29 protein-coding genes and 1 other annotated feature are annotated in these 19826 nt (G+C 35.8%); of the genes, 1 reads left to right on the top strand and 28 read right to left on the bottom strand.

The features are described from left to right. Window positions 1-229: 229 nt before the first annotated feature. The 22 genes from M313_RS0110100 to M313_RS23300 all read right to left on the bottom strand — a co-directional run bounded on the left by M313_RS0110100 (window position 230) and on the right by M313_RS23300 (window position 14858). Entirely contained in the window at window positions 230-961 is a 732-nt protein-coding gene (locus M313_RS0110100; RefSeq protein WP_010194833.1) for a class I SAM-dependent DNA methyltransferase, read from the bottom strand. 12 nt (window positions 962-973) lie between these two features. Further along, window positions 974-1681, bottom strand: coding sequence for a DUF2711 family protein (locus tag M313_RS0110095; RefSeq protein ID WP_010194832.1), 708 nt, complete (start codon window positions 1679-1681; stop codon window positions 974-976). 45 nt (window positions 1682-1726) lie between these two features. Then, the gene (locus tag M313_RS0110090) at window positions 1727-2182 is read right to left on the bottom strand and encodes a GNAT family N-acetyltransferase (RefSeq protein ID WP_010194830.1); all 456 of its coding nucleotides are present in this window, start codon (window positions 2180-2182) and stop codon (window positions 1727-1729) included. Window positions 2183-2224: 42 nt separating this feature from the next. Further along, entirely contained in the window at window positions 2225-2692 is a 468-nt protein-coding gene (locus M313_RS0110085) for a zinc metalloprotease (RefSeq protein WP_010194829.1), read from the bottom strand. A 707-nt stretch (window positions 2693-3399) separates the two neighbouring features. Next, a complete protein-coding gene (gene lysS / locus M313_RS0110070; protein ID WP_010194822.1) occupies window positions 3400-4857 on the bottom strand; it encodes a lysine--tRNA ligase in 1458 nt (485 codons plus the stop codon). Between the two features lie 90 nt (window positions 4858-4947). Continuing rightward, window positions 4948-5213: a binding site (T-box leader), on the bottom strand. A 55-nt stretch (window positions 5214-5268) separates the two neighbouring features. Beyond that, window positions 5269-6423 (bottom strand): PstS family phosphate ABC transporter substrate-binding protein, encoded by a 1155-nt coding sequence (locus tag M313_RS0110065; protein ID WP_010194819.1) that lies wholly within the window; start codon window positions 6421-6423, stop codon window positions 5269-5271. Window positions 6424-6679: 256 nt separating this feature from the next. Further along, window positions 6680-7141 carry a DIP1984 family protein gene (locus M313_RS0110060; protein ID WP_010194809.1) on the bottom strand — a complete coding sequence of 154 codons (462 nt, stop codon included), beginning with the start codon at window positions 7139-7141 and terminating at the stop codon, window positions 6680-6682. A 32-nt stretch (window positions 7142-7173) separates the two neighbouring features. Then, window positions 7174-7650, bottom strand: coding sequence for a hypothetical protein (locus tag M313_RS0110055; RefSeq protein WP_010194808.1), 477 nt, complete (start codon window positions 7648-7650; stop codon window positions 7174-7176). Between the two features lie 16 nt (window positions 7651-7666). Further along, window positions 7667-7987, bottom strand: a complete 321-nt coding sequence (locus M313_RS24585; protein ID WP_010194807.1) for a hypothetical protein — start codon at window positions 7985-7987, stop codon at window positions 7667-7669. 64 nt (window positions 7988-8051) lie between these two features. Continuing rightward, window positions 8052-9017 carry a quinone oxidoreductase family protein gene (locus tag M313_RS0110045; RefSeq protein ID WP_010194806.1) on the bottom strand — a complete coding sequence of 322 codons (966 nt, stop codon included), beginning with the start codon at window positions 9015-9017 and terminating at the stop codon, window positions 8052-8054. A 730-nt stretch (window positions 9018-9747) separates the two neighbouring features. Then, on the bottom strand, window positions 9748-9963 hold the full coding sequence (locus tag M313_RS26360; RefSeq protein WP_010194794.1) for a hypothetical protein: 216 nt from the start codon (window positions 9961-9963) through the stop codon (window positions 9748-9750). 35 nt (window positions 9964-9998) lie between these two features. Further along, a complete protein-coding gene (locus tag M313_RS0110025; protein ID WP_010194791.1) occupies window positions 9999-10454 on the bottom strand; it encodes an SRPBCC family protein in 456 nt (151 codons plus the stop codon). A gap of 42 nt (window positions 10455-10496) precedes the next feature. Further along, on the bottom strand, window positions 10497-10679 hold the full coding sequence (locus M313_RS0110020) for a hypothetical protein (protein WP_010194790.1): 183 nt from the start codon (window positions 10677-10679) through the stop codon (window positions 10497-10499). A gap of 17 nt (window positions 10680-10696) precedes the next feature. Further along, window positions 10697-11128, bottom strand: coding sequence for a hypothetical protein (locus M313_RS0110015; RefSeq protein ID WP_010194789.1), 432 nt, complete (start codon window positions 11126-11128; stop codon window positions 10697-10699). Window positions 11129-11198: 70 nt separating this feature from the next. Next, window positions 11199-11729 carry a DUF3267 domain-containing protein gene (locus M313_RS0110010; protein ID WP_010194788.1) on the bottom strand — a complete coding sequence of 177 codons (531 nt, stop codon included), beginning with the start codon at window positions 11727-11729 and terminating at the stop codon, window positions 11199-11201. A 50-nt stretch (window positions 11730-11779) separates the two neighbouring features. Continuing rightward, window positions 11780-11956 carry a hypothetical protein gene (locus M313_RS25830; protein ID WP_010194787.1) on the bottom strand — a complete coding sequence of 59 codons (177 nt, stop codon included), beginning with the start codon at window positions 11954-11956 and terminating at the stop codon, window positions 11780-11782. A 32-nt stretch (window positions 11957-11988) separates the two neighbouring features. Then, window positions 11989-12459, bottom strand: coding sequence for a hypothetical protein (locus tag M313_RS0110000; protein ID WP_010194786.1), 471 nt, complete (start codon window positions 12457-12459; stop codon window positions 11989-11991). A 54-nt stretch (window positions 12460-12513) separates the two neighbouring features. After that, window positions 12514-13116, bottom strand: coding sequence for a lysozyme inhibitor LprI family protein (locus tag M313_RS0109995; protein ID WP_010194785.1), 603 nt, complete (start codon window positions 13114-13116; stop codon window positions 12514-12516). A 42-nt stretch (window positions 13117-13158) separates the two neighbouring features. Beyond that, window positions 13159-13377, bottom strand: coding sequence for a hypothetical protein (locus M313_RS0109990; protein WP_010194784.1), 219 nt, complete (start codon window positions 13375-13377; stop codon window positions 13159-13161). Between the two features lie 4 nt (window positions 13378-13381). Continuing rightward, window positions 13382-13717 (bottom strand): hypothetical protein, encoded by a 336-nt coding sequence (locus tag M313_RS0109985; RefSeq protein WP_010194783.1) that lies wholly within the window; start codon window positions 13715-13717, stop codon window positions 13382-13384. A 153-nt stretch (window positions 13718-13870) separates the two neighbouring features. Further along, window positions 13871-14299: a GNAT family N-acetyltransferase gene (locus M313_RS0109980; RefSeq protein ID WP_010194782.1), complete on the bottom strand. Its 429-nt coding sequence runs from the start codon at window positions 14297-14299 to the stop codon at window positions 13871-13873. Beyond that, the gene (locus tag M313_RS23300; RefSeq protein ID WP_050780674.1) at window positions 14268-14858 is read right to left on the bottom strand and encodes a GNAT family N-acetyltransferase; all 591 of its coding nucleotides are present in this window, start codon (window positions 14856-14858) and stop codon (window positions 14268-14270) included. Before M313_RS23300 ends, M313_RS0109980 begins: the two co-directional genes overlap by 32 nt. 132 nt (window positions 14859-14990) lie before the next feature. Here M313_RS23300 and pdxR point away from each other — a divergent pair, with 132 nt between their 5' ends. Further along, on the top strand, window positions 14991-16361 hold the full coding sequence (pdxR, locus tag M313_RS0109970; RefSeq protein ID WP_010194780.1) for a MocR-like pyridoxine biosynthesis transcription factor PdxR: 1371 nt from the start codon (window positions 14991-14993) through the stop codon (window positions 16359-16361). Window positions 16362-16384: 23 nt separating this feature from the next. On the opposite strand, the gene M313_RS0109965 is transcribed toward pdxR, so the two are convergent. The 6 genes from M313_RS0109965 to M313_RS0109940 form a co-directional block, all read right to left on the bottom strand. Beyond that, window positions 16385-16744 carry a DUF3147 family protein gene (locus M313_RS0109965; RefSeq protein WP_010194779.1) on the bottom strand — a complete coding sequence of 120 codons (360 nt, stop codon included), beginning with the start codon at window positions 16742-16744 and terminating at the stop codon, window positions 16385-16387. Further along, window positions 16728-17150 (bottom strand): MarR family winged helix-turn-helix transcriptional regulator, encoded by a 423-nt coding sequence (locus tag M313_RS0109960; protein WP_010194778.1) that lies wholly within the window; start codon window positions 17148-17150, stop codon window positions 16728-16730. Before M313_RS0109960 ends, M313_RS0109965 begins: the two co-directional genes overlap by 17 nt. 103 nt (window positions 17151-17253) lie before the next feature. Further along, window positions 17254-17751 (bottom strand): DinB family protein, encoded by a 498-nt coding sequence (locus M313_RS0109955; RefSeq protein WP_010194777.1) that lies wholly within the window; start codon window positions 17749-17751, stop codon window positions 17254-17256. Between the two features lie 68 nt (window positions 17752-17819). Further along, entirely contained in the window at window positions 17820-18281 is a 462-nt protein-coding gene (locus M313_RS23295) for a GNAT family N-acetyltransferase (protein WP_010194775.1), read from the bottom strand. Window positions 18282-18358: 77 nt separating this feature from the next. Beyond that, the gene (locus tag M313_RS0109945; RefSeq protein ID WP_010194774.1) at window positions 18359-19255 is read right to left on the bottom strand and encodes a GNAT family N-acetyltransferase; all 897 of its coding nucleotides are present in this window, start codon (window positions 19253-19255) and stop codon (window positions 18359-18361) included. A 170-nt stretch (window positions 19256-19425) separates the two neighbouring features. Further along, window positions 19426-19710: a hypothetical protein gene (locus M313_RS0109940; RefSeq protein ID WP_010194772.1), complete on the bottom strand. Its 285-nt coding sequence runs from the start codon at window positions 19708-19710 to the stop codon at window positions 19426-19428. Window positions 19711-19826 lie beyond the last annotated feature (116 nt).

Raw genomic sequence — 19826 nt, 5'->3', positions numbered from 1 at the left:
GCACAATAGATTACAACGGAACGTACATTTCTATGACGAAACACTCTATATTAAGTATCCGTGTCACTAAAATTAAGATGAACTATCGGATATCCATTGTAAAAAAATTATATCCATTGTAAAAACACTTTTATCAATAGTAAAATCAATTTATCCATCATAAAAAAGAGTTATCCATGTTTACATCAGCTTTATCCATTGTAGCTATCTTTTAGACTTGTGTTCAAACTTACTTCCCACAAGTAAACGCCAAAACCACTGGTATCCGCTGTCTCCTAACAAACTCTTCTTCGCTACTAAAATGTTCACGTTTGGGTGTACCTTCGCGTAAATCTTGTACGGAAAAACCCGCTTTTCTGAGTGCTGTGAAATATTGTTCGATAGTACGGTGATACTTAACCACTACTTGGTTAATCCATGGCTCTTTCCTTTCACCATCACGGAAGTAATCATCCACAATCCAATTCCCGCGCTTATCTCCAGATTCTTTACTAGCAAAAGATGAGGTTGTAAGCGGATGTTGAATACTGAATACAAATTTGCCACCCTCTTTTAGGGTTTCGTGAATACTTTGAAACAGGCGGTCAATGTCTGAAACATAATGAATGGCAAAACGCGCGGTTACGAGATCGTATGACGCACTCGGATAATTAAACGATTCCATTGTTTCATTATGTATAGTTGCGTCAAGTTCAAGTAAGGTAGAACGCGCGGCTTCTACCATTTGTTCAGAACCTTCTACACCTGTGTAATGCTTTGCCCCTAATTGCAGCAGTTCTTTACCAAACGAGGCATCTCCACACCCTAAATCTAAAATGGTTCTATTTTGAATGTTCCCAACTAGTTCGAACATAATTGGACCTTCAATTGCATTATTGGGACTGTCTTGTCTATTTCTTCTTTTCATGTAATTTGTAAAAAAATCCGATTGATCGTAAACACTAGATCCTCTGAACTCCATTGAAACATCTCCCTACCCTTTGTATGTATTACGAACACTCCAATATATTTCGGTATAATCATCACTATAAAAGCCTTCAAGATTACACCGCTCAATTATTCTATCTATCTTCTTTTTATCATCTGAACATATCATAGAAAAATGGCTATCCCAATGAGTGGTAATAAGAATGGAGTTATCATGAGTGAACAGGTTATGTCGTGCCAATGTATCTTGATCAATTAAGTCATCTATGTACTCTAATTTTCTTTCTGTACCAAATTCATCGCCAACCCAAATCCAATCATACTTCTCCTTTTTAATTGCTCCTAACAGATTATTTATCAAAAGCTCCGGCAACATCCCCTCTGTTGGTGGAAGAAGGTTCTCTTTCTCAATCACAGTGTTAATAATCTCTTTGAATTCCTTATTCTCATACTCCTTTTTTAAGCCAAGTATTCGGGTACGAAGTCCGATATCTAACTCTTCAAAGCTTTTCATTCCACTAAGTACTAAGAATTCTTTCCACGTTACCATTTCGCAATGATTTATAATTTGAAACTTGTCAATGTTTGTTTCTGAACTAAACAGTTTGGGATCTATCGTAACTGGTTTAATAAAAGGATGGAAGAAAATATAGACATCACTAAAAACACCTTTATAAAATTCCTTTATTGATACGTCCTCATAGGCACAAACTGTATATCTATGAGGTTCTGGAGCGACTCTTTCAGTATCCAAATTGAACTCTCCTTATCCAAAGTTTTATGGTCTATTCTTGTTCCTCTACCTATGCCCATCTTTCCTCGCTTGAATATAGCCGTAATACGCACAAGTCCCATTTTGGGTTAAGTCTTTCACTTCAAAACCGCACTTCTCATAGAAACTGTAATTATTAGCGGAGGTATGTGCAAACCAATCACCATGAGGAAGTTTTTGAACACAGAGTTCTACTATTTTCCTCCCGATTCCTTTACCGCGATATTCGGATAAAATAACTAAATCCATTATGTTTGCAACCATTATTTGGTCTGAGATCACTCGAACCATCCCAATCATCTTGTTTTGATCCCAAACTGTAAATGCCCACGTTGAGTTTTTGAACATAAGCGAGAACTTCTCCTTTTGCCAAGCGGGGGTATTCTTTGCCCATCCTGCATCTTCAAATAGAGCTTCCACATATTCAGCCGGAACTCCTTCTTTACCCTCCCTGATTACAAAGCCATTGAAATATTGGTACATATGTATCCTCCCCCTACAAAACTCTATATAACTTACACTCTTTTATTTTCTTTGCAACCTTAACAGTTGGAGTCCGTCAGAAGGATGACCATAATATGGTCCCATCCAACGAGGATAGGTTATTGGAATAACTGTCCAAACAACCATACCCAGATTAAAAGTGGATGCTCCCCAAAAGAATGATTTTAAATCACTTGGGGGTAACGATATTCCTATTGCTGCAAATATAAACACAAGTAAAAAAGACATAATCGGTCCACCTGCCAAAGCTGCAATCCTCTGTCGTTTGTTTAAATCCCCTTTCCAATCAACGAATCCTATATAAGACCAATGAATGTGGAAACGAAACCTTCCTATTCGAAAATTTTCTTTGTTTTCCTGACTTCTTTTTCCTAAATATATATGTGCATCAAGTTTTGAAAGAGAAACAACTCCTACACCATGCCCAATTTCGTGCATGAGGACACAAACAGGGATAACAAAAATATAAAAGAGAAAAAATAACAGCATGGATTGCTCCTTTACTAATATTTTTTTAAATTCGCTTTCCGCATTTAATAACTTTTAATGACAAACTCGACAGAACAAAAGCCAATATTATCAACAAAGGCGCCACCACGAATAATCCTATTAAATCCGTTGTAAGATTCCAAGTTACGAAAGCATTCCAGAGTATCCCCATTGCCTTCCATAAAAGAACAAATTTAAATAATGTAAATATAAAATATATTATTTTTTCAAAACCTTTTTTCAACATTGGCGATTCCTTCTCCTCCTTTTTTCCCGTCAATTAATCAACTTATTTAAGGTCCATAAACAATCATAAAGATCATCAGACAAAGATTAAATAAAATCAATATCTTTCCAAAGATATTTTTAAAAGCTAGAACGGAAAAAAGCATAGTAATTAAAAATGAAGGAATTGCAACTTTTGAAGGGAAATAGGTGAAATCTAAAATTCCTACCATGGGAAATAGTAAGATAAGGATGCATATGCCTGTAAATATGCACGAGAAAAGACATGCAAGACTGAGGTAACTAAATGTGGACATACTACTTATGTGTTGTTTTTCATAATTATTATTTGCCATATTTATCTCCTTTTTTTATAAAGTTTTGCTCAATACCAATTATTTCAAATTTTTAATATTTACACAATATGAATTTCATAAAAAATGAAGCTTACCTTTTTTCAGATAAGCTTCCACAGGTATAATCTATTTTTTAGTTAACGGAAACAAAACACAGTCCTTAATCGTATCACAATCCGTTAATACCATGAGTAACCGCTCAATCCCAAATCCCCAGCCGGAAATTGGAGGCATCCCATGTTCCATGGCCAATAAGTAATCTTCATCCATCTCCATGGCTTCTGTATCACCGCCACTTTTCAACAGGGCTTGAGTTTCTAATCTTTTTCTCTGTTCCACAGGGTCGACTAATTCTGAATAGGCATTGATGATTTCAGCACCATTTACTACTAATTGAAAACGATCTGTTATTGATGGATTGTCATCATTCGCTCTGGCTAAAGGTGAGAGGTCAATTGGATGGTTAACTAAAAATGTTGGTTCAATTAAATGCGGGCGGCACATTTTTTTGTATAGAAGGTCAATAAAGTTCCCTCTCCCTAATGTCTGGATATCCTCGCCTTCTAAATAAATATTTCTTCGTTTTGTTTCTTCGTGTAAGGTTTTTACATCTGGATACAAATCAATATCAATGCCTGTATCCTTTAAAATTAATTCTCTAAATGACACTACATTCCACTCTAATGAAAAATCAATGGATTGTCCTTGTATACTTATAACTGTTGAGTCAAAGGTTTGTTTTAGGACATAGACAATCATTTCACGCATGAGCTGCATCGTATCTTCATAATTCCAAAAGGCTGCATAGCCTTCCACCATGGTGAATTCTTGAAGATGTTGAGGGCTGATTCCTTCGTTTCTAAAACATTTTGCAAATTCAAATACTTTTGTAAAGCCGCCTACAATTAGCCTTTTTAAATAAGTCTCTGGAGCAATTCGTAAATTAAGTTCCATATCTAATGAGTTATGATACGTTTTAAATGGGCGGGCTAAAGCACCGGAAGAAGTATGTTGCAGTACAGGCGTCTCCACTTCCAAGAAATCTTTTTCTTCTAAAAATCTTCGAACAGCACGCACCAACTTTGTTCGCATTAACATACGGTTTTGTGTTTCTTTTGTCATCATCAAATCAATATATCGTTGTCTATAACGGGTATCTGTATTCGTTAATCCATGCCATTTATCTGGCAGAGTGTGTAACGTTTTCCCAAGCAGCACATAGTTTTCAATACGAAGCGTTTTTTCATTTGTTTTCGTGGAATACATTTTTCCTTCTACACCGATAAAATCACCTATATCAAAATAATCGAGGAAATCACTCATCGCCCGCTCCCCAACCTCGTCTTTTTTCAGAAGAAGTTGCAACTTCCCTTGGATGTCTGAAATGGTGATGAAACTGAATTTACTAAACTGACGAATCCCCATAATTCTTCCTGCAACACGTACCCCCGATGTACCATCCTGAAGTGAACCCGCTTCGTATAGTTCGTAATTTGTCTGGAACCTGTCAGGATAAACTTGGATTCCCTGTGACCTTAAAGCCTCTAATTTCTCCATTCTAAGGGCTGTTTGTTCTTGACTCATTTTTATCAACTCCAATTTTTATTAATCTATTTTTCATTTGTCGTATTATTTTTCTAAAACAAAAAAACTCTCACCCCCAAGATTATTCATCTTGAGGACGAGAGTTGTTAACTTCGTGGTACCACCCCAGTTTGTTGACATGTTACCATATCAACCTCTTCGGGTACTTTTATTTTTAACAAACAATTATACCCTACCTCTATAACGGGAGATCCCGTCGCAGTATCACTAAGAAACCTTAGATCCGTGCAAAGGCTCCGAGGCTTTTTTCATTAAGGTCATTATTGCTTCTTCTCACCTACCGAAGCTCTCTGGAAATAATGCATCTTAATTACTCTTCTCTTCACAGCCGTATGTTCCGTATGTTTTTTAGAATATTAGCACAAATGGATGTTTTAGGCAATAACGTTTTTATTTTTTATAATACGGAACATACCCCGACTTTTCTACAAGCAATTGGCCTTCTTCCGATTTAATCCATTCTAAAAATGATTCAAGATTAGGATTTGTTGCAGTGGAGAGATGCACGGCATAAAATGGACTGACAAACGGATAGGTATCCTTTTGAATAGATTCAATGGAAGGTGCAACTCCGTCCACCTTTAAGTGCTTAATCTTATTGTTTTGCACCATCGTTTCCGAGAAGAAGCGGAACGAGAAACCAATTGCATTTTTCCTATTTTCATAGTCTAAGGTTTCTTCAATGATTCCTCCCATACCTGAAACCCGCTGGTCACTTGGTGGATCCATTAATCGTTTGGTTCCCATCACTTTTCGAAGCATCTGCTGACTTCCACTGTCTTCAGGGCGTTGGAAAGCGAGGATAGGCTCGTCGCTCCCACCAAACTCCTTCCAATTTGTAATCTCACCTGAATAAATTTTTTGTATATCCTCCACTGTAAGATTAGCAACAGGATTCTCTTTATGTACAAAGAAAACAAAGGCTTCTTTTCCAACTGGCGTTAGCACAAGTTCCACGTCTTTTGCCTTTGCTTGAGACTGGATAGAACTTGGAGGTTCTGGAACAAAAATCAGTTCTCTTTCTTCTTTGAGGAGACCTGCCCAAGCTCCTGAGGTCTGTGTGGATTGCACTTCACTCATAGTAGAATCATACGTATCTTCTGGATAAACAGCCTGAGCGAAGGAGGCAAACACAGGATATAATGCAGTTGAACCATCTAGCTTTAATAGAGGGTTCTCTAGCTTGATGGCTGCTTCTTTGCCCAAATCAGCTACACGATCATTATTTTGAAATGGCTCATATTGGGTTAGATCAACATCCTGGGTGCTCATAATTTTAAGAGAATGTTGATACCAAGCTTTCCCGCCTTCCACTGTGACAAAAAGAACAAACAAACTAATAAAACAGATAAACGTGTACTTCACGGTATTCTTAGCAAACTGTCCCCACACCCCTAAATTTGCGAAAATGAGTAGAGTGAGTACAAATGCTGCTGAAGCAAGGCCGTACAGATCCTTGCCGGTGGAAATTGTTAAGATAATAGTCCCATAAAAACCAAAATATAAAATAGCAATGGAAATGATAATGGATCCAATAAGTCTCATGTTTACCCCTTAATTAAATGTGTATTTATTAAAATCTTCTTCATAAAATACTCCCCTACTCCACCCTCACGAATATGAAAATCAATACCAGGTTGTAAGTTGTTTATGTAAATTGTTCTGATGTCACATTAATGGGTATAAATTTTGACGGAGGACTCGAACCTCTTGGGTCACCCCGAAACCCGTACCATTAATGGCAACTTTGACCTGTTGCAAGGTTCGGTATTCGCCTTTTCATTTTCGCTACCAACTTATCTTATGAAGAATGTAAATCAGTTTTCCAATTAAGTTCCTGAATCTTCACGTCATATAAACGATATTTCTGTGACAGTTCATCCACCTGCTTTTGTATTTCTTTCACGCTGATGGTTGTGATGTATTTAATTTCTGCCCGTGAATAACGCTCGAGTTTCATGGATGCTTGATCAAGAAGTTCGCTATGAATCTTTCGTTCCTGGACAATGACATCTCTTGATGCCAATGCGTCCGCAAGCGACTCTAGTTTATCAAATTTCGTATATAAGTTGGTCTTGTTTATTTGCTGAATCAGAAGTCTAAGCTTCTCCAACAGTTCCGTTAATTCCTTCAACAACAGCTTCGGATCTTCGTTCGGTTCGTCCCCTTCCTGTACCCTGACATTTTGCAGCAACCTATTTTTCAATTGCTCCACGCGCTTTTGATAATCCGCCCGTAGTATTAACGCCTCTGCTAATTTCATTAAAATCTCCTCCTATTCTACGAAAATATTGATTAATGCCAATAAGGCTGTTTCATCTCTATCACTTCACCTGTTCGAGGATTAACTAAGAAGTACCTATTGTCTACCTCGAAATGATAATCCCGATTATTAATGAAAAGGCGTTTTTCTTCAGTATATATTGGTACCGTATTTCGATAGCTCTCTTCTTTGTATTCCACAATAGTAGATACATCTTGGTTTTCATAAACCAATTGCTTCGCTTGCTCGAACGTATAAGTTGGCTTTCCTATTAAAAACAAAATAATAGGTACGCTAAAAAACAAGCCTATAGCCTTCTTCTCCCACTGTTTCTTTAACTTTCCCTTCGTGTAGTTATAGACAACTACCATTCGAATGGTCATTACAGGGATTATCATACCTAAATCGAATACTCCCTTGTAAAAGTGTGAGTTAAGCCAAACTATAATACCAAGTTCTAAGAGGGTTGCAACTAGGGTGAAGAGGAAAAACTTATTCGACTTGGTCATTTATTTTCTCCTTAAATCAATCTTCCTTGTTTAAAAGCATCTCTGCATGGGATTTTATCATTGCTATGTAGTGCCCTTTATTAAAGGGTTTTGTTATATGACATATACCTCGCAGACTGCCTTTAACCAATGTTTTATTCAACTTTATATCAACAATCACTGTGAGATAGATCTTATCATTATGTTTTACAATACCAGTAACTTGTTTATTCTCTAAATCTATATTTGTATACTCGGGTGCAATTTTCAATGGGGCGAAGCTTGTATACCCTTTGCTTGACTTGTTATTTAAACGGAGTAATATATGTCTAACAAACTCTTTTGTTTTATTAACCAAATGATTTCACCCTTCTTCTTTACTTAAGGTTCCTTACTAACTAAAGGATTGCTTTATTCAAGAACTAGACCTTAATCAAAATCTTCCCTTCATAGTTGCGGCTCTCTATTAGTTTATGTGCTTGTGCAACCTCACTTAAATCAAACACCCTGGCAATTGGAAGCGTGATTTTTTCTGAAGCAAAAAGTTCTAAAACCTTTTCCGCTACACCAGCTAATCTTGCAGGATCATGTTTTCTCGTTGTTCCTAAGCTAAACCCCTTGATATTCCTACAACTGCTATGAACATCACTTGTTTTAAAGTTACCTGCTTTTCCGCTGCTATTACCAAATTGAACAAGAGTGCCATATAAGGCCAAACACTCTAAGCTTTTACTTGTAACCTCACCAGCAACAGAATCAAATATAATATTAGCTCCAAAGTTATTGGTTAACTTTAATACTTCCTCAACAAATGTTTCATAGGTACAAACAACATCTGCACCTAAATTTTTCACATAACATTCTTTATTAAGATTTCCAACTGTTCCGATAATTCTTTTCACACCAGCTAACTTGGCGAGTTGCACTAACATAGAACCTACCCCACCGGCTGCACTATGTATTACAATGGTATCCGTTTCTTTCACTTGTCCAATTTCATGGATTAGCATATGAGCTAAAATAGATACGGTAGGTGCAGTTGCAGCTTGTTTTAAAGAAAGACCATCTGGAATTTTAAAAACCAATTGTTCACTTGCAACTACATACTCTGCATATGATCCAGCTTTCGGAAAAGCTATTACTCGGTCACCCTTTGAGAATGGTGAACCATCAGAAACTTCTTCAATTGTCCCAGCAACATCCAATCCAAGTGTGAATGGAAAATTCCCTTTCCCTTTATTCCCCCTGCGTTTTTTTATATCCGCATAATTCACACTCGTATATTCTGTTTTTATTAATACTTCTTTATCGTGAATCTTTGGTAATTCGACCTCCGTATATAAGAGCACATCTGAATCACCGAATTCATTTTGAATAACCGCTTTCATCTATTAATCTTCCTTTCAAGTTTCATTAACGTATGCAACTATCCAACTCCACTATATCTTTACAAACGGTTGTTCCTATTAAAACCAGATGGGGTTATTGGTCTAGTAGAAATAGATAAGAAAAAACTTCAATTGTTCACCCATTTTAATTAATAATTAATTATAAATTCCTCCCTAATAACACCGCCAAAGCCTGACGCAGAACTAATGTTGATTTCATAATTCCCCTTTAGTATTTTAGTTAGCAATAATCTATATTCAAATTTCTCATTAGGTTCTAATAGTAACAACCTACCCTCTCTGTTTTCCTCGTTTAAATCCAAGTGCCTCATAATAATTTCGCCAGATTCAATCTCTTTGTTGTCTAAATTAACTTACATTGTATTCTAACCAGGTAGGAAACGTTAAGGTTGTCTCCGCTTTCCCGACATTTGTAATACTAAAAACAAACTCCCTATTCCCATTTCCATTTTCTTTACTCTCTAGCTGAGAAAGAATTTTTGGATCTTCTTGTTTATGGCTCGCATCCAAATAATTTATCATCTACATACGCGTCTAATTTCCACATCCCACTTTCAGGAAGAGAGATCATAGAAGGTGAGTGTTGATCAGCACCATTGTTTGCCCCACCTAACGGCCTATCCACTATAGTAAATGACTCTTTATCGTTTTCGTGGGTAGCAGTTACCTTAAAATCACCTTCCAGCTCCTTTTTGTCTCCCCATATATACTACATGTACTTTTGTTCTTTGTTTGGGTAAAATTTATTGTTTTCACTATCATCAAATATAAAACCGATTCTTCCCTGCTCTCCAATCATCGTATAGTCACCAGATTCAAACAGTGCACTTTCTTTCCAATCGGTGTTTGTTTGTTTTGAACAACCTAGCAAAATAGAACTAAAAACAACAAACAAACTAAGCATGAAGAAGTGATATCTTTTCATCTAATACCTCCCATTTTTAATTCTTTGCTCAATGGTTAATTCGACTTCTCAGCAATCTTTCTTAATTCCTTTGCACGCAAAACAATGAATTTTCTCATGTACCTCTCTAAAAACAATTTGTCGACAGCAACTCCAATAAGACCGAAAGGCGACTTGAATTGGAAATTGTCTATCATTATGGTCCCACCATCTGCTTCCACAAATTGATGAGTGTGGGTAAAAGAATGGAAAGCTCCCTTCACCATAACATCCACAAACTTATAAGGTGCTTCCAATACAGTCACTTTAGCTGTCAACCTTTGTTTAATTCCAAAGTGAGTTGCTTCCCAGGTGACAGTATCTCCTTGTTCTAATAAGCCTTCTGTCACTCCGGCAACAGCTCTTTCATTTGTTTTAGAAGTCGTTTGAGTATGAATATCTACATTCCTTGCGAGATCAAAACATATCTCAACAGGTGCTTTGATAAATTGACTATGCTTAATCAGAGGCATTTAACCTTCTCCCTTTTACAATTACTCACTAACACTAAAATATTATTTTATGTTTTTAATTCTCGTTAAAATCTCTGAAACACACATTGCAATACTTGCATTTAACATTATTAATACAGAAGCAACCATTGCTGTACTGTCATAATCAGCAAAAAAATTCATTACAAAGAAAACAAAACTAAAGAAAAATACGAGAATGCCAAATACATATAAAAATCTATCCATAAACTCACTCCAGAAATTTAATCTTCGTCCTTCACTTCAATCACAAACAAATAATTCCTTGCAACCCTAGAATTCCATTTTGTAGCTATTTTATAGACATATACCCCGTCGCTTTTAGGCGTAGTAAGTTCAAAATCATTCAAAACTACGTTCTCTTCTTGAGGCACTTCATCCTTCCAATACGATAAATAAACCTTCTTTGGCATGTCTTGATAATTAATTTTGATTAATTCATTGGGCTTTACAACCATCCGCTCTATATCTTTATAATCTTGTGGAGGCTTATTGGAGTCTATCTCTTCTATTGGTATACCAGAAACCCCGATGTAATCTATAATTTCACCATCAATAGTTATATCCGAACTTACATTAATATCCGAATTACATCCTATTAAGTTGATTAAAAAAACAAGTAATAATAAAATGGGAAGAATAGAAGATATTCTCATTTACTTACCTCATTTTGTATAGAGTTTACTTTCCGGTAGTTAAACGGACCCTTCATTTTATAGAAAGCCTTTACTCCACCCTCACATACCCTCTGCAGAAAAGCGCGTTCTTTGGTTTAAGTGCAATGAGAAATGAATTGATGATATCTGAGGCAGAAATCAGTGTGTTGAACCAACTAATAAATAATAAATTCAATTTTAGATCTCCTGAAACATAGAACGATAGAACAAAAGGCACAACTGATAAAACAATAAAAGGCAAACTCATAAATACCCAAAATCTAGGTTTAGAGAGGATGGCATTTGTATTGATCCAAAAAAATATGCCACTAAAAGTTATGCTTATATCGCCTTTATTCTTTATGACCAATATGTGGAGACATTCATGAAGAATAAATACTAAGAAGCCTGTTAATATGAGTGCAAAAGTATGTATATGAGAGAATTGTGTACTGAAAATAGTTGGTATGAATAATAAGACTACCTGAAGCAAGTATACAAATTTCATATAATGCTCTCGGTACCAGTTGTTTTGAATAAAAGGAGCCCAAACTGTTGGATCCAAACTCACTTTTGGTAGGGGTCTAAACCATAGCATCATAGGTCTTTACTCCCTCGTCGCTTTATTAATGAAATATTCTTAAACATCGTTTACCCTTGATTGTTCTTTTCTTTATTCTGAATATAGATTTGCTGTAAGGTTTGGTGGATATCATTCAAAATGAAAAAGATAAACAACAACATAACAAAAGTTATTATCTCACCCGTAAAAAAAGACACTGCACCAATAATTATAAAGAAAACTCTGTACATCCAATTAATTTCCATATCCAATCCCCTTTTTAACAATAAGTAACTAGTCATTCATTATTTTTCTGTTCTTCTTGATTTTGCTTCTTTAATTCTAGCTCCTTCTTATTCTCTTCTTCTATTTCTTCTTTTGTCTTAGGAGTAGCAGTAGTAAGTGGAACATTTGGTAAAGTGATGTCGACAATGTATCTAATACTGTTTTCATAATCCATAAAATGAGATTCATCTTCCGTTTGATCAAAACCTAGTACCAATACTGTATCTTCTTTGTTTGTGAGATGGACTTTATACGGCAGCATTGCAATATCTGCCGTATCGGAGATCTTTTCCCCTTTAGCCTTATTTAACTTAGTAACCAGGTCATCAATGAAGCTAGCATCCTCAATAGTATGGATAAGGTCTTTATTCTCCCAGTCATAAACCTCTATTTTGGTTACACCCTCAAGAACCAGCTTATTGTTTCCGCATCCCATTGTCACAAACGTTATTAAAAGTAACACCGAAATCATTTTTATTTTCATTATCAGCCCTCTCTCTTACCTTAACAGTCGGTCCGTTAAGACTATAAGTTACAGTCACTTCATAAATTCCTTGACTAACTCATAACATCTTTCTTCTGTATGGTTTGCCAGCACAGCCACATATTCCAAGTGTTCCTGCGTACCACCCTTAAATTTATGCGATGCTTCCAGTGCACTATCATCTCTAAATTTTATCCAGTTCCGTTGTTCTTCTCTTAATTGACTCATCTCTTCTGCAGACAGTTGCTCCTCTAATACACCATAAATCTCATTTAATAATTCATCCCAAAGTTCCCATCTGTCATTTTCCACCTTTTTAAATGCATATGTAGATGAATCTGTCGCTTCCAATTCTTCTGCTTCTTTTTTTGTATCATCTAATTGTTGGAGATACTTTTCTTTTAAACTGGTAGTCGCTTCTTCTACATCCGCTGGTTCACTTGTTGATGTATCCTCTTTTTGGTTTGGTTCATTATTGTCTTGAATGTTTGTCTCAACTCTGTCATTATTATTTTCCTCTTCGGTTGTTACTTCATTTGAAGAATTGCCATTTTTGTTTTGAATAGGACCTGACCCATCAGAAGTGTTTCCACAAGCAGCCATTAAAAGTATTCCAACTGTCATCATTGCTGTACATAATTGTTTATTTTTTTGCAATTTTACATCCTCCAATTTTTACAAGAGATCACTTTATATCTGTTAATCTTCGTTTTCAATCAACTTACCATTCTTATCGTAATACTTATAAGCGAATGAAAAATTCTTTTCCTCCTTAGGCATCTCTATCCACATCGCGGAGTTTTTGTTTAAAGAAAATTCTTCAACGAATAAGTGTTGATTGGCAAGCAATTCCATCTTTGAGATTTCGTTATAATTAGTTGCAATGGTAAGAATTAATAGATTGGTATTATTGTCCATATTATTACTCAAGTGGATAAAAAAGTGGGAAAGGGGGTCTTCTTTTTTTTTCAGCAGTACTCCACTTGTAATTACCATAATTATCTTTTATAAAATGAATATTAGCTGGAGAATCATTACTCAAAAACGCAACTAGTCTCTCATCACCTACATCTTTTATTTCTACAATTTCTATTGAAGTGTCTTCAAACAAATCTAATGATTGGATTGTTTGGATGATGGATTCCTTATCATTTCCGTTTATGTAGAAGGAACTATTGATGAAGTTAAAAGCTAAGAAGATAATGCCAATCACCAATGCCACAAACCATAAAGATAGCTTTCTATTTTCAAATTGCATTTTACTCCCCCTAAAACAACTCTAGTTTAGACCCATACCAATCATCTCAAATTCCCAGTATTTTCACAATAAGTAATTAATTATAGGTCCTGAAAATAAAAAGGAGTACTATCCTGTTTAAAGGATGGCACCCACTTTTATATGCTATAAGGATTAAAGAGACATCTGAAAATGATGACAAGAAATATCTAATCCACCTTTTAGGTAAAACCTGTGTGCATCATGTCTGTGAACACCTGAATCTAGATGTAACTGTTCACAACCTTCTAATTTTGCTTGCGTCACCAACCAATCCCATAAGACGGACGCATACCCCTGACGGCGACTTGATTCATTCGTTATTAGATCATCTACATATAAGTATTTGCCCCAGGCCAAAGATTCCGTAATTCTATATCCTGCAACTGCTTTGACTTCGTTATCTTCCATTACTGCAACTAAATGAAATCCATTGTTTTTTTCAAGTCGACTAATTTTCTCTAGAAAATCTTCTTCGTTTAAATGTGGTCGTAATTGTATAAACGTACCAAAGGTAGACATAATTTCTGAATTAGATCTCATTTTTTTGACGATTGGCTTCATAACGTTCATCTCCTTTACATACTATCGACTGAAGTAATTTTTCCTCAAAATTCTTTTTCACGACTTCCCAATCTTCTTTTACAATACTATATAGGACGGTATGACGGATGGTCCCTTCTTTTCGGATCATATGGTTACGAAGGACACCCTCTTTTACCGCTCCAATCTTTTCTATGGCTTTTTGTGAACGATAGTTTTCATGGTCCGTTTTAATTTGAACTCGGTTTAGTTGTAATTCTTCAAAGCAATACTTAAGTAATAGATATTTACAGTTTGTATTAATGTTTGACCGCCAATAAACAGGATTAATCCAGGTAGATCCAATCTCTAATCGTTTGTGATTCTCAGAAATATCAAGAAACCAAGTAGCCCCGATGATTTTTCCAGTTTGCTTATTGATTATTACAAATGCTTCATCAGTGCCAATCCTGCGTTTTTGCACAGCATCTTTTACATATTCCAGCACATGACTTTTTTCAGTTAAATTCACGGTCATATGCTCCCATATTCGATTATCTTGAGCAGCTTCATAGATCCCTTCGACATGTTCCCACTCCATTGGGATCAATTGAACCACTTCGTTTTCTTATTTTTCGCATTTTCTTCACTCCCTTTCATCCATTAAACCTCTTTTCTGGTATCATAAAAATAACCAAAAACATAATTTTTTTTATAACCAAGGAATGATGAAATGGAAATACAGATCTTGTTATCAGATAATAAAACTAAGTACAGTCAAATTTATGAACAACTAAAGCAAGCCATTTTAGAAAGAAAGCTTGCAGCACACACTAAGCTTCCCTCTAAACGCCGATTGGCTGACATGTTAAATATAAGTGTGATAACCGTTCAATTTGCTTATGAACAGCTACAGAGTGAAGGGTATTGTTACACGATTGAACGGCAGGGATATTTTGTTTCTGAAATAGAAGAGGAGTGGACTTATCAGGTAAACGAGAAAATTATCCCGCTGAAGGACACCCCTAAACCTGAGCAAGTTATAAATTTTAAAAATGGTCAGGTGGATGCAGCTGGCTTCCCTTATAAAATCTGGAACCGTTTATATCGAAGAGAGCTTATGGAAACAAATGTAAACCGCACGACGTGGCAAGGGGAATATATATTACGAGAGCAAATTGCGGCTTACTTACAACAAGCTAGAGGATTAACGTGCGTCCCTGAACAGGTATATATCTTTAGTGGTTTTCAGCAACAGTTAATGAACGTATGTCTATTTCTCAACCGGTGTACTGTTGGAATGGAAGATCCCGGATTTATTCGAGCAAGATCTGTTTTAGAGCAGTTACACATCCCCTATCATGCAATCCCTTTGGATGAGGAAGGCTGCACCGTGCCCAGTACTCAAATGAAGTTGCTATATACTACACCAGCACATCAATATCCAACCGGAACCATTATGTCCGTTTCTAGAAGAGTTGAGTTAATACAATGGGCAATTAAGCAGGATACTTATATCATTGAGGATGACTATGATTCTGAGTTCCGTTACAAAGGGGCCCCGATTGCTACCATGTCCAACCTAGATTCATCTGACAGAGTTATTTACTTTGGTACATTTTCCAAGACCTTGTTACCATCACTCCGGATGAGCTATGTTGTTATCCCAAAATCTTTACAATCAGATTTTGAAAGATTCAACACCCTTCATAAGTCAACCGTTTCTAAAATCGACCAGTTAGTAGTGGCTAAATTTATCCAAGAAGGACACTATAGTTCGCACATAGCAAAAATGAGGACACTTTATCGAAGCAAAAGACTCTTTTTAATGGAAAGTATAAACAACTATTTGGGAGAAGAATATGAGGTAATTGGGGATGCAGCAGGCTTACATGTCATCGTTCAATTACCAAAACGATTAGATGAATCTACTGCAATAAAATTGGCAAGAGCAAACGGAATTGAAATAGATGCCATCTCCCCTATGTATCAGCTTCACAAACCAAGTCACCAAGTCATTCTTGGGTATGGGGAACCAAGTATAGAAGAAATTCAGAGAGGCATAAGCTTATTAGCTTCTGTTTGGAATGTAAATAAAGTATAAAGATAATGGATCATCATTTTCTGTTAAAATAATGATCCTATCTTTGCTTTTAATAAATTCACTAGGTTCTGTTGAAGAATTAAGAAAACAAACCAGCCACTAACTCCAATAAAAATAGAAGCGTATAGGTTGATAGATTGTTTTAATGAAAGATACACGATGAGTAGTAACACAGCAGTAGCCGGAAATCCCCACAAAACACCTAGAGCAAACTTACTCAAACTCTCACTTGATTCTCCTTGAACATATAACCAAATAATACTTAACAAACTGACTAGAGGTAGTGCGGCTACAACTCCTCCATATGTAGGAAAACGCCGAGCAATCTCTGTTACAATACCAATGATAACTGCTGATACGAGAATCTTAGTCAACAGGTACATTCTTTGCACGCTCCCTCAAAATTTTAAAGGCAGACTCTACTAACGACCTTTCATCCGAAGACATACTCTCCCATATATCAGTCAATTTGTTCTCATCTAAACTTGTGTTTCTTTGTAATACCTCTCTTCCTATATCACTTAATTTTAAGATTACCTTCCTTTCATCTGAAGGATCTCTTTCTTTCATTAAATAGTTTCGTTCAATAATGCGTTTAACATTTTCAGATGCCGTATTGTGAGACACATCTAAATAGCATGCAACTTCATTAATTCCAATGTTCGGTTTTTTCTCAACAAGCTGCAGAATCCTAATAACCTGGTGTGTAATCTTTTCTTTATGCGGATAGTGCAAATGAAAATAAATATCCGTCCAATACTTATTTAACTCCTTGACGTTAAAACTCAACTTGAACCCACCTTTTTATATCGTATATATAGATTGTATCTTATGATACGATATAAAACAAATAATTTTGACGCCTTATATGGAAAGGCGCCTTTAACATCCTTTAAGTCCAATCAACGCCATCCCAAGAGGATTGCAACTTTCGCAATAATACAATTTGCCCGATATGGTACGTATCGTGCATCATGATATTACTGAGTAAACGCTCAGTAGAATAGCTGTTAGCTGCATATGGAGCTTTTAACTTTTCGTCGTTAAGGTCCTCAATGACCCCTTTTAATTTATTCATGACTTCACTGAGGCGCTGCACTGTCTTGGCCCACCCACTTTCGTCTTCTGGATCTCCTTGACTCCCAAAGGTTGCTTCATTGTCTTCTGCCTTATGCGGATTATCTGTGCCCTTTATTCGATGGATTACGTGTTCATTCCAAAATATCAAGTGATTGACAATCTGCCAAATAGAATTGCTAATTCCAGAACTTGTCCAAGATGCCTCTGCTGCAGTGACTCCTTGTAGTGCCTGATCCATGGATGCAAACCACTCATTCTCATGGCAATGAATATCGAGTTGTTCTAAAAACATTTTGGCTACAACTTGCATACAACCAATCCCCCCACCTGTTTAATAAACGCTACAATAATTTTGACATATAATACTCATCATAAGATTTATCGTTTATTAATAAGTGATTTTCTTTTCGTTCCTTCTATATCAAAACCACTTTTTTTATAGAGTGCTACACCAGACTCGTTTTCGGTAACAACTGTTAATTCCAATCGTGAAATGTTATGTTTAGAAGCCCAATTTATAGCATTATCAAAGAGTGTTCTACCTATTCCTTTCCCTCTATATTCTTGTAAGATCCCTATTACATGATACGCGGTGTGCTTTGTTCTTTTAACGCTTCCGCCCATAACGAATAAGTATCCAATGAATTTGCCATTTTCTTCTGCTACAAAAATTGTTGAATTTTTTTGCTTGTCCAATAATTCTATTCGTTTTTGCTGTTGCTCAAGCGTCGTTTCTCGTTCACCAGGCTCCATAAGCATAAAAGTAGATGTACTCTCAACTTCCTTTATTAGAACTAGTAAATTTTCTGCATCTTCTATTCTAATCTCTCTAATTAGCATTTCAACCTCTCCTTATCCTAGTTCTGCTCTGAGTTGCAATCGTTCCTATTTCATATTTATTAGTTAATGAAACTGAATTATTCTTTTCTATCAAAACCGAGATGAACAGAGTCTGCAATCTTTTCATAGCCAATTTCTTTATAAATCTTATTTGATGTCGGATTCATCATATCTGTGTACAGAACACAAAAGTTGAAGTTTTTAAGTAGTTCACTTGATATTGCCTTAACAAGAGTCCGAGCATATCCTTTTTTACGTTCTTCCTTAGGAGTGAAAACCAAACCCACGGTAACACCGTTTTTTGTAGGACGTGACTTCTTCATCATAGATACGATTTTTCCTTTATCCTCCCAAATAAAAATCTCTTGTTCGTTTATAAACATTGCAACACGTTTTTTCACTTGTTCGATGGGCGAAATTGGAAGACCGGCATCATTTTCGAATAAATTGAACCACTTCTCGATAATTGCAGAATCACTTTCTTCCGCATAACGCCAAGATCCGGGACTATTTACAAGCATTTCATTAACCTTATTCAAACGGTATAATCCCTGATCCATGAGCAGCTGATGAGATTTACCCGTTTTAACTTCCCACTTTTTCGCGACTTGGTATGCCCAATCTTTCAGACTGATGATTGAACTAAATTCAATTCCCAATTCGACCATATTTCTTATGAAGAAATCTATTATTTCTTCTAAACGGTTTTCATCGACAAAAACAATATTTAACGGATGCGGTGGTGTCATTTGGAAAAAGGCTAACACATTTCCATCTTCCTCAATTACCGCCATAAAGGGATTCTCATAATTACCAGCTTTAATTGCTTGCAAAACACCATAAAAAAGACTGAACACATCTTCCTTTTCCAATAAAAACGACCCAATTTTATTCTCAAAATCATAAGCATTATCATAAACTTTAAATCTCATTTTCAACACCCTTTGAATTATTTCTAAATCTTCAAGATACATATATTGTCATATCCTGTTATAATCTAGATCTTTTAAAAAACTATCAAGCTCACTCTTCTTATTTATTACTAATATCTTGTTACTATGTAAACCATACTTGTTATAGAAGTTTGGTTTAAGAACTTGCGCAAAATGTTTATTCCACTTAAACATCTATTCTCAATTTATGACTATTTCTTACCTTTTAATTCTAAAAGTATCGGTGCTATATTTAATAAGATAGAGACAATGGTCAAAAACCATAATGCCCTCTCCATACCAGGTACGACATCCATTAAAGCTGCCCAATCTTCCACTTCTACCCAGTCTGATACAAGACTGTATTCTGCACAAAGTGTTAAAGCTGTAAATGACAATCCCAACGCCATAGCAAGCTTATAATCCTTACCGGCTGCATACAAATAAAGATTTATAAAAGTTACTATTATAGCAATAACCCCTAATATTACCCACATAACTATTTCCCCCATATATATTCAGATTAGTATCTTTTTTTACAAATCTATTCTAATTCTTAATTCCAATTATTTCATAACCTGAAAATTCCTACAATATGTATTTTTTCACCTTG

It is taken from the genome of Bacillus sp. m3-13, from assembly GCF_000175075.1.
Taxonomy (GTDB): Bacteria; Bacillota; Bacilli; order Bacillales; family Bacillaceae_I; genus Sutcliffiella_A; species Sutcliffiella_A horikoshii_C.
Note: the sequence above shows the minus strand (reverse complement) of the source record. Positions and strands in the feature narration are given on the sequence as shown.

Coding starts and splice junctions, on each gene's coding strand:
- M313_RS0110100 (WP_010194833.1), bottom strand. CDS start 961: ATGGAGTTCAGAGGATCTAGTGTTTACGATCAATCGGATTTTTTTACA.
- M313_RS0110090 (WP_010194830.1), bottom strand. CDS start 2,182: ATGTACCAATATTTCAATGGCTTTGTAATCAGGGAGGGTAAAGAAGGA.
- M313_RS0110085 (WP_010194829.1), bottom strand. CDS start 2,692: ATGCTGTTATTTTTTCTCTTTTATATTTTTGTTATCCCTGTTTGTGTC.
- lysS (WP_010194822.1), bottom strand. CDS start 4,857: ATGAGTCAAGAACAAACAGCCCTTAGAATGGAGAAATTAGAGGCTTTA.
- M313_RS0110065 (WP_010194819.1), bottom strand. CDS start 6,423: ATGAGACTTATTGGATCCATTATCATTTCCATTGCTATTTTATATTTT.
- M313_RS0110060 (WP_010194809.1), bottom strand. CDS start 7,141: ATGAAATTAGCAGAGGCGTTAATACTACGGGCGGATTATCAAAAGCGC.
- M313_RS0110055 (WP_010194808.1), bottom strand. CDS start 7,650: ATGACCAAGTCGAATAAGTTTTTCCTCTTCACCCTAGTTGCAACCCTC.
- M313_RS0110045 (WP_010194806.1), bottom strand. CDS start 9,017: ATGAAAGCGGTTATTCAAAATGAATTCGGTGATTCAGATGTGCTCTTA.
- M313_RS26360 (WP_010194794.1), bottom strand. CDS start 9,963: ATGAAAAGATATCACTTCTTCATGCTTAGTTTGTTTGTTGTTTTTAGT.
- M313_RS0110025 (WP_010194791.1), bottom strand. CDS start 10,454: ATGCCTCTGATTAAGCATAGTCAATTTATCAAAGCACCTGTTGAGATA.
- M313_RS0110020 (WP_010194790.1), bottom strand. CDS start 10,679: ATGGATAGATTTTTATATGTATTTGGCATTCTCGTATTTTTCTTTAGT.
- M313_RS0110015 (WP_010194789.1), bottom strand. CDS start 11,128: ATGAGAATATCTTCTATTCTTCCCATTTTATTATTACTTGTTTTTTTA.
- M313_RS0110010 (WP_010194788.1), bottom strand. CDS start 11,729: ATGATGCTATGGTTTAGACCCCTACCAAAAGTGAGTTTGGATCCAACA.
- M313_RS25830 (WP_010194787.1), bottom strand. CDS start 11,956: ATGGAAATTAATTGGATGTACAGAGTTTTCTTTATAATTATTGGTGCA.
- M313_RS0110000 (WP_010194786.1), bottom strand. CDS start 12,459: ATGAAAATAAAAATGATTTCGGTGTTACTTTTAATAACGTTTGTGACA.
- M313_RS0109990 (WP_010194784.1), bottom strand. CDS start 13,377: ATGGACAATAATACCAATCTATTAATTCTTACCATTGCAACTAATTAT.
- M313_RS0109985 (WP_010194783.1), bottom strand. CDS start 13,717: ATGCAATTTGAAAATAGAAAGCTATCTTTATGGTTTGTGGCATTGGTG.
- M313_RS0109980 (WP_010194782.1), bottom strand. CDS start 14,299: ATGAAGCCAATCGTCAAAAAAATGAGATCTAATTCAGAAATTATGTCT.
- M313_RS23300 (WP_050780674.1), bottom strand. CDS start 14,858: ATGGAGTGGGAACATGTCGAAGGGATCTATGAAGCTGCTCAAGATAAT.
- pdxR (WP_010194780.1), top strand. CDS start 14,991: ATGGAAATACAGATCTTGTTATCAGATAATAAAACTAAGTACAGTCAA.
- M313_RS0109965 (WP_010194779.1), bottom strand. CDS start 16,744: ATGTACCTGTTGACTAAGATTCTCGTATCAGCAGTTATCATTGGTATT.
- M313_RS0109955 (WP_010194777.1), bottom strand. CDS start 17,751: ATGCAAGTTGTAGCCAAAATGTTTTTAGAACAACTCGATATTCATTGC.
- M313_RS23295 (WP_010194775.1), bottom strand. CDS start 18,281: ATGCTAATTAGAGAGATTAGAATAGAAGATGCAGAAAATTTACTAGTT.
- M313_RS0109945 (WP_010194774.1), bottom strand. CDS start 19,255: ATGTATCTTGAAGATTTAGAAATAATTCAAAGGGTGTTGAAAATGAGA.
- M313_RS0109940 (WP_010194772.1), bottom strand. CDS start 19,710: ATGTGGGTAATATTAGGGGTTATTGCTATAATAGTAACTTTTATAAAT.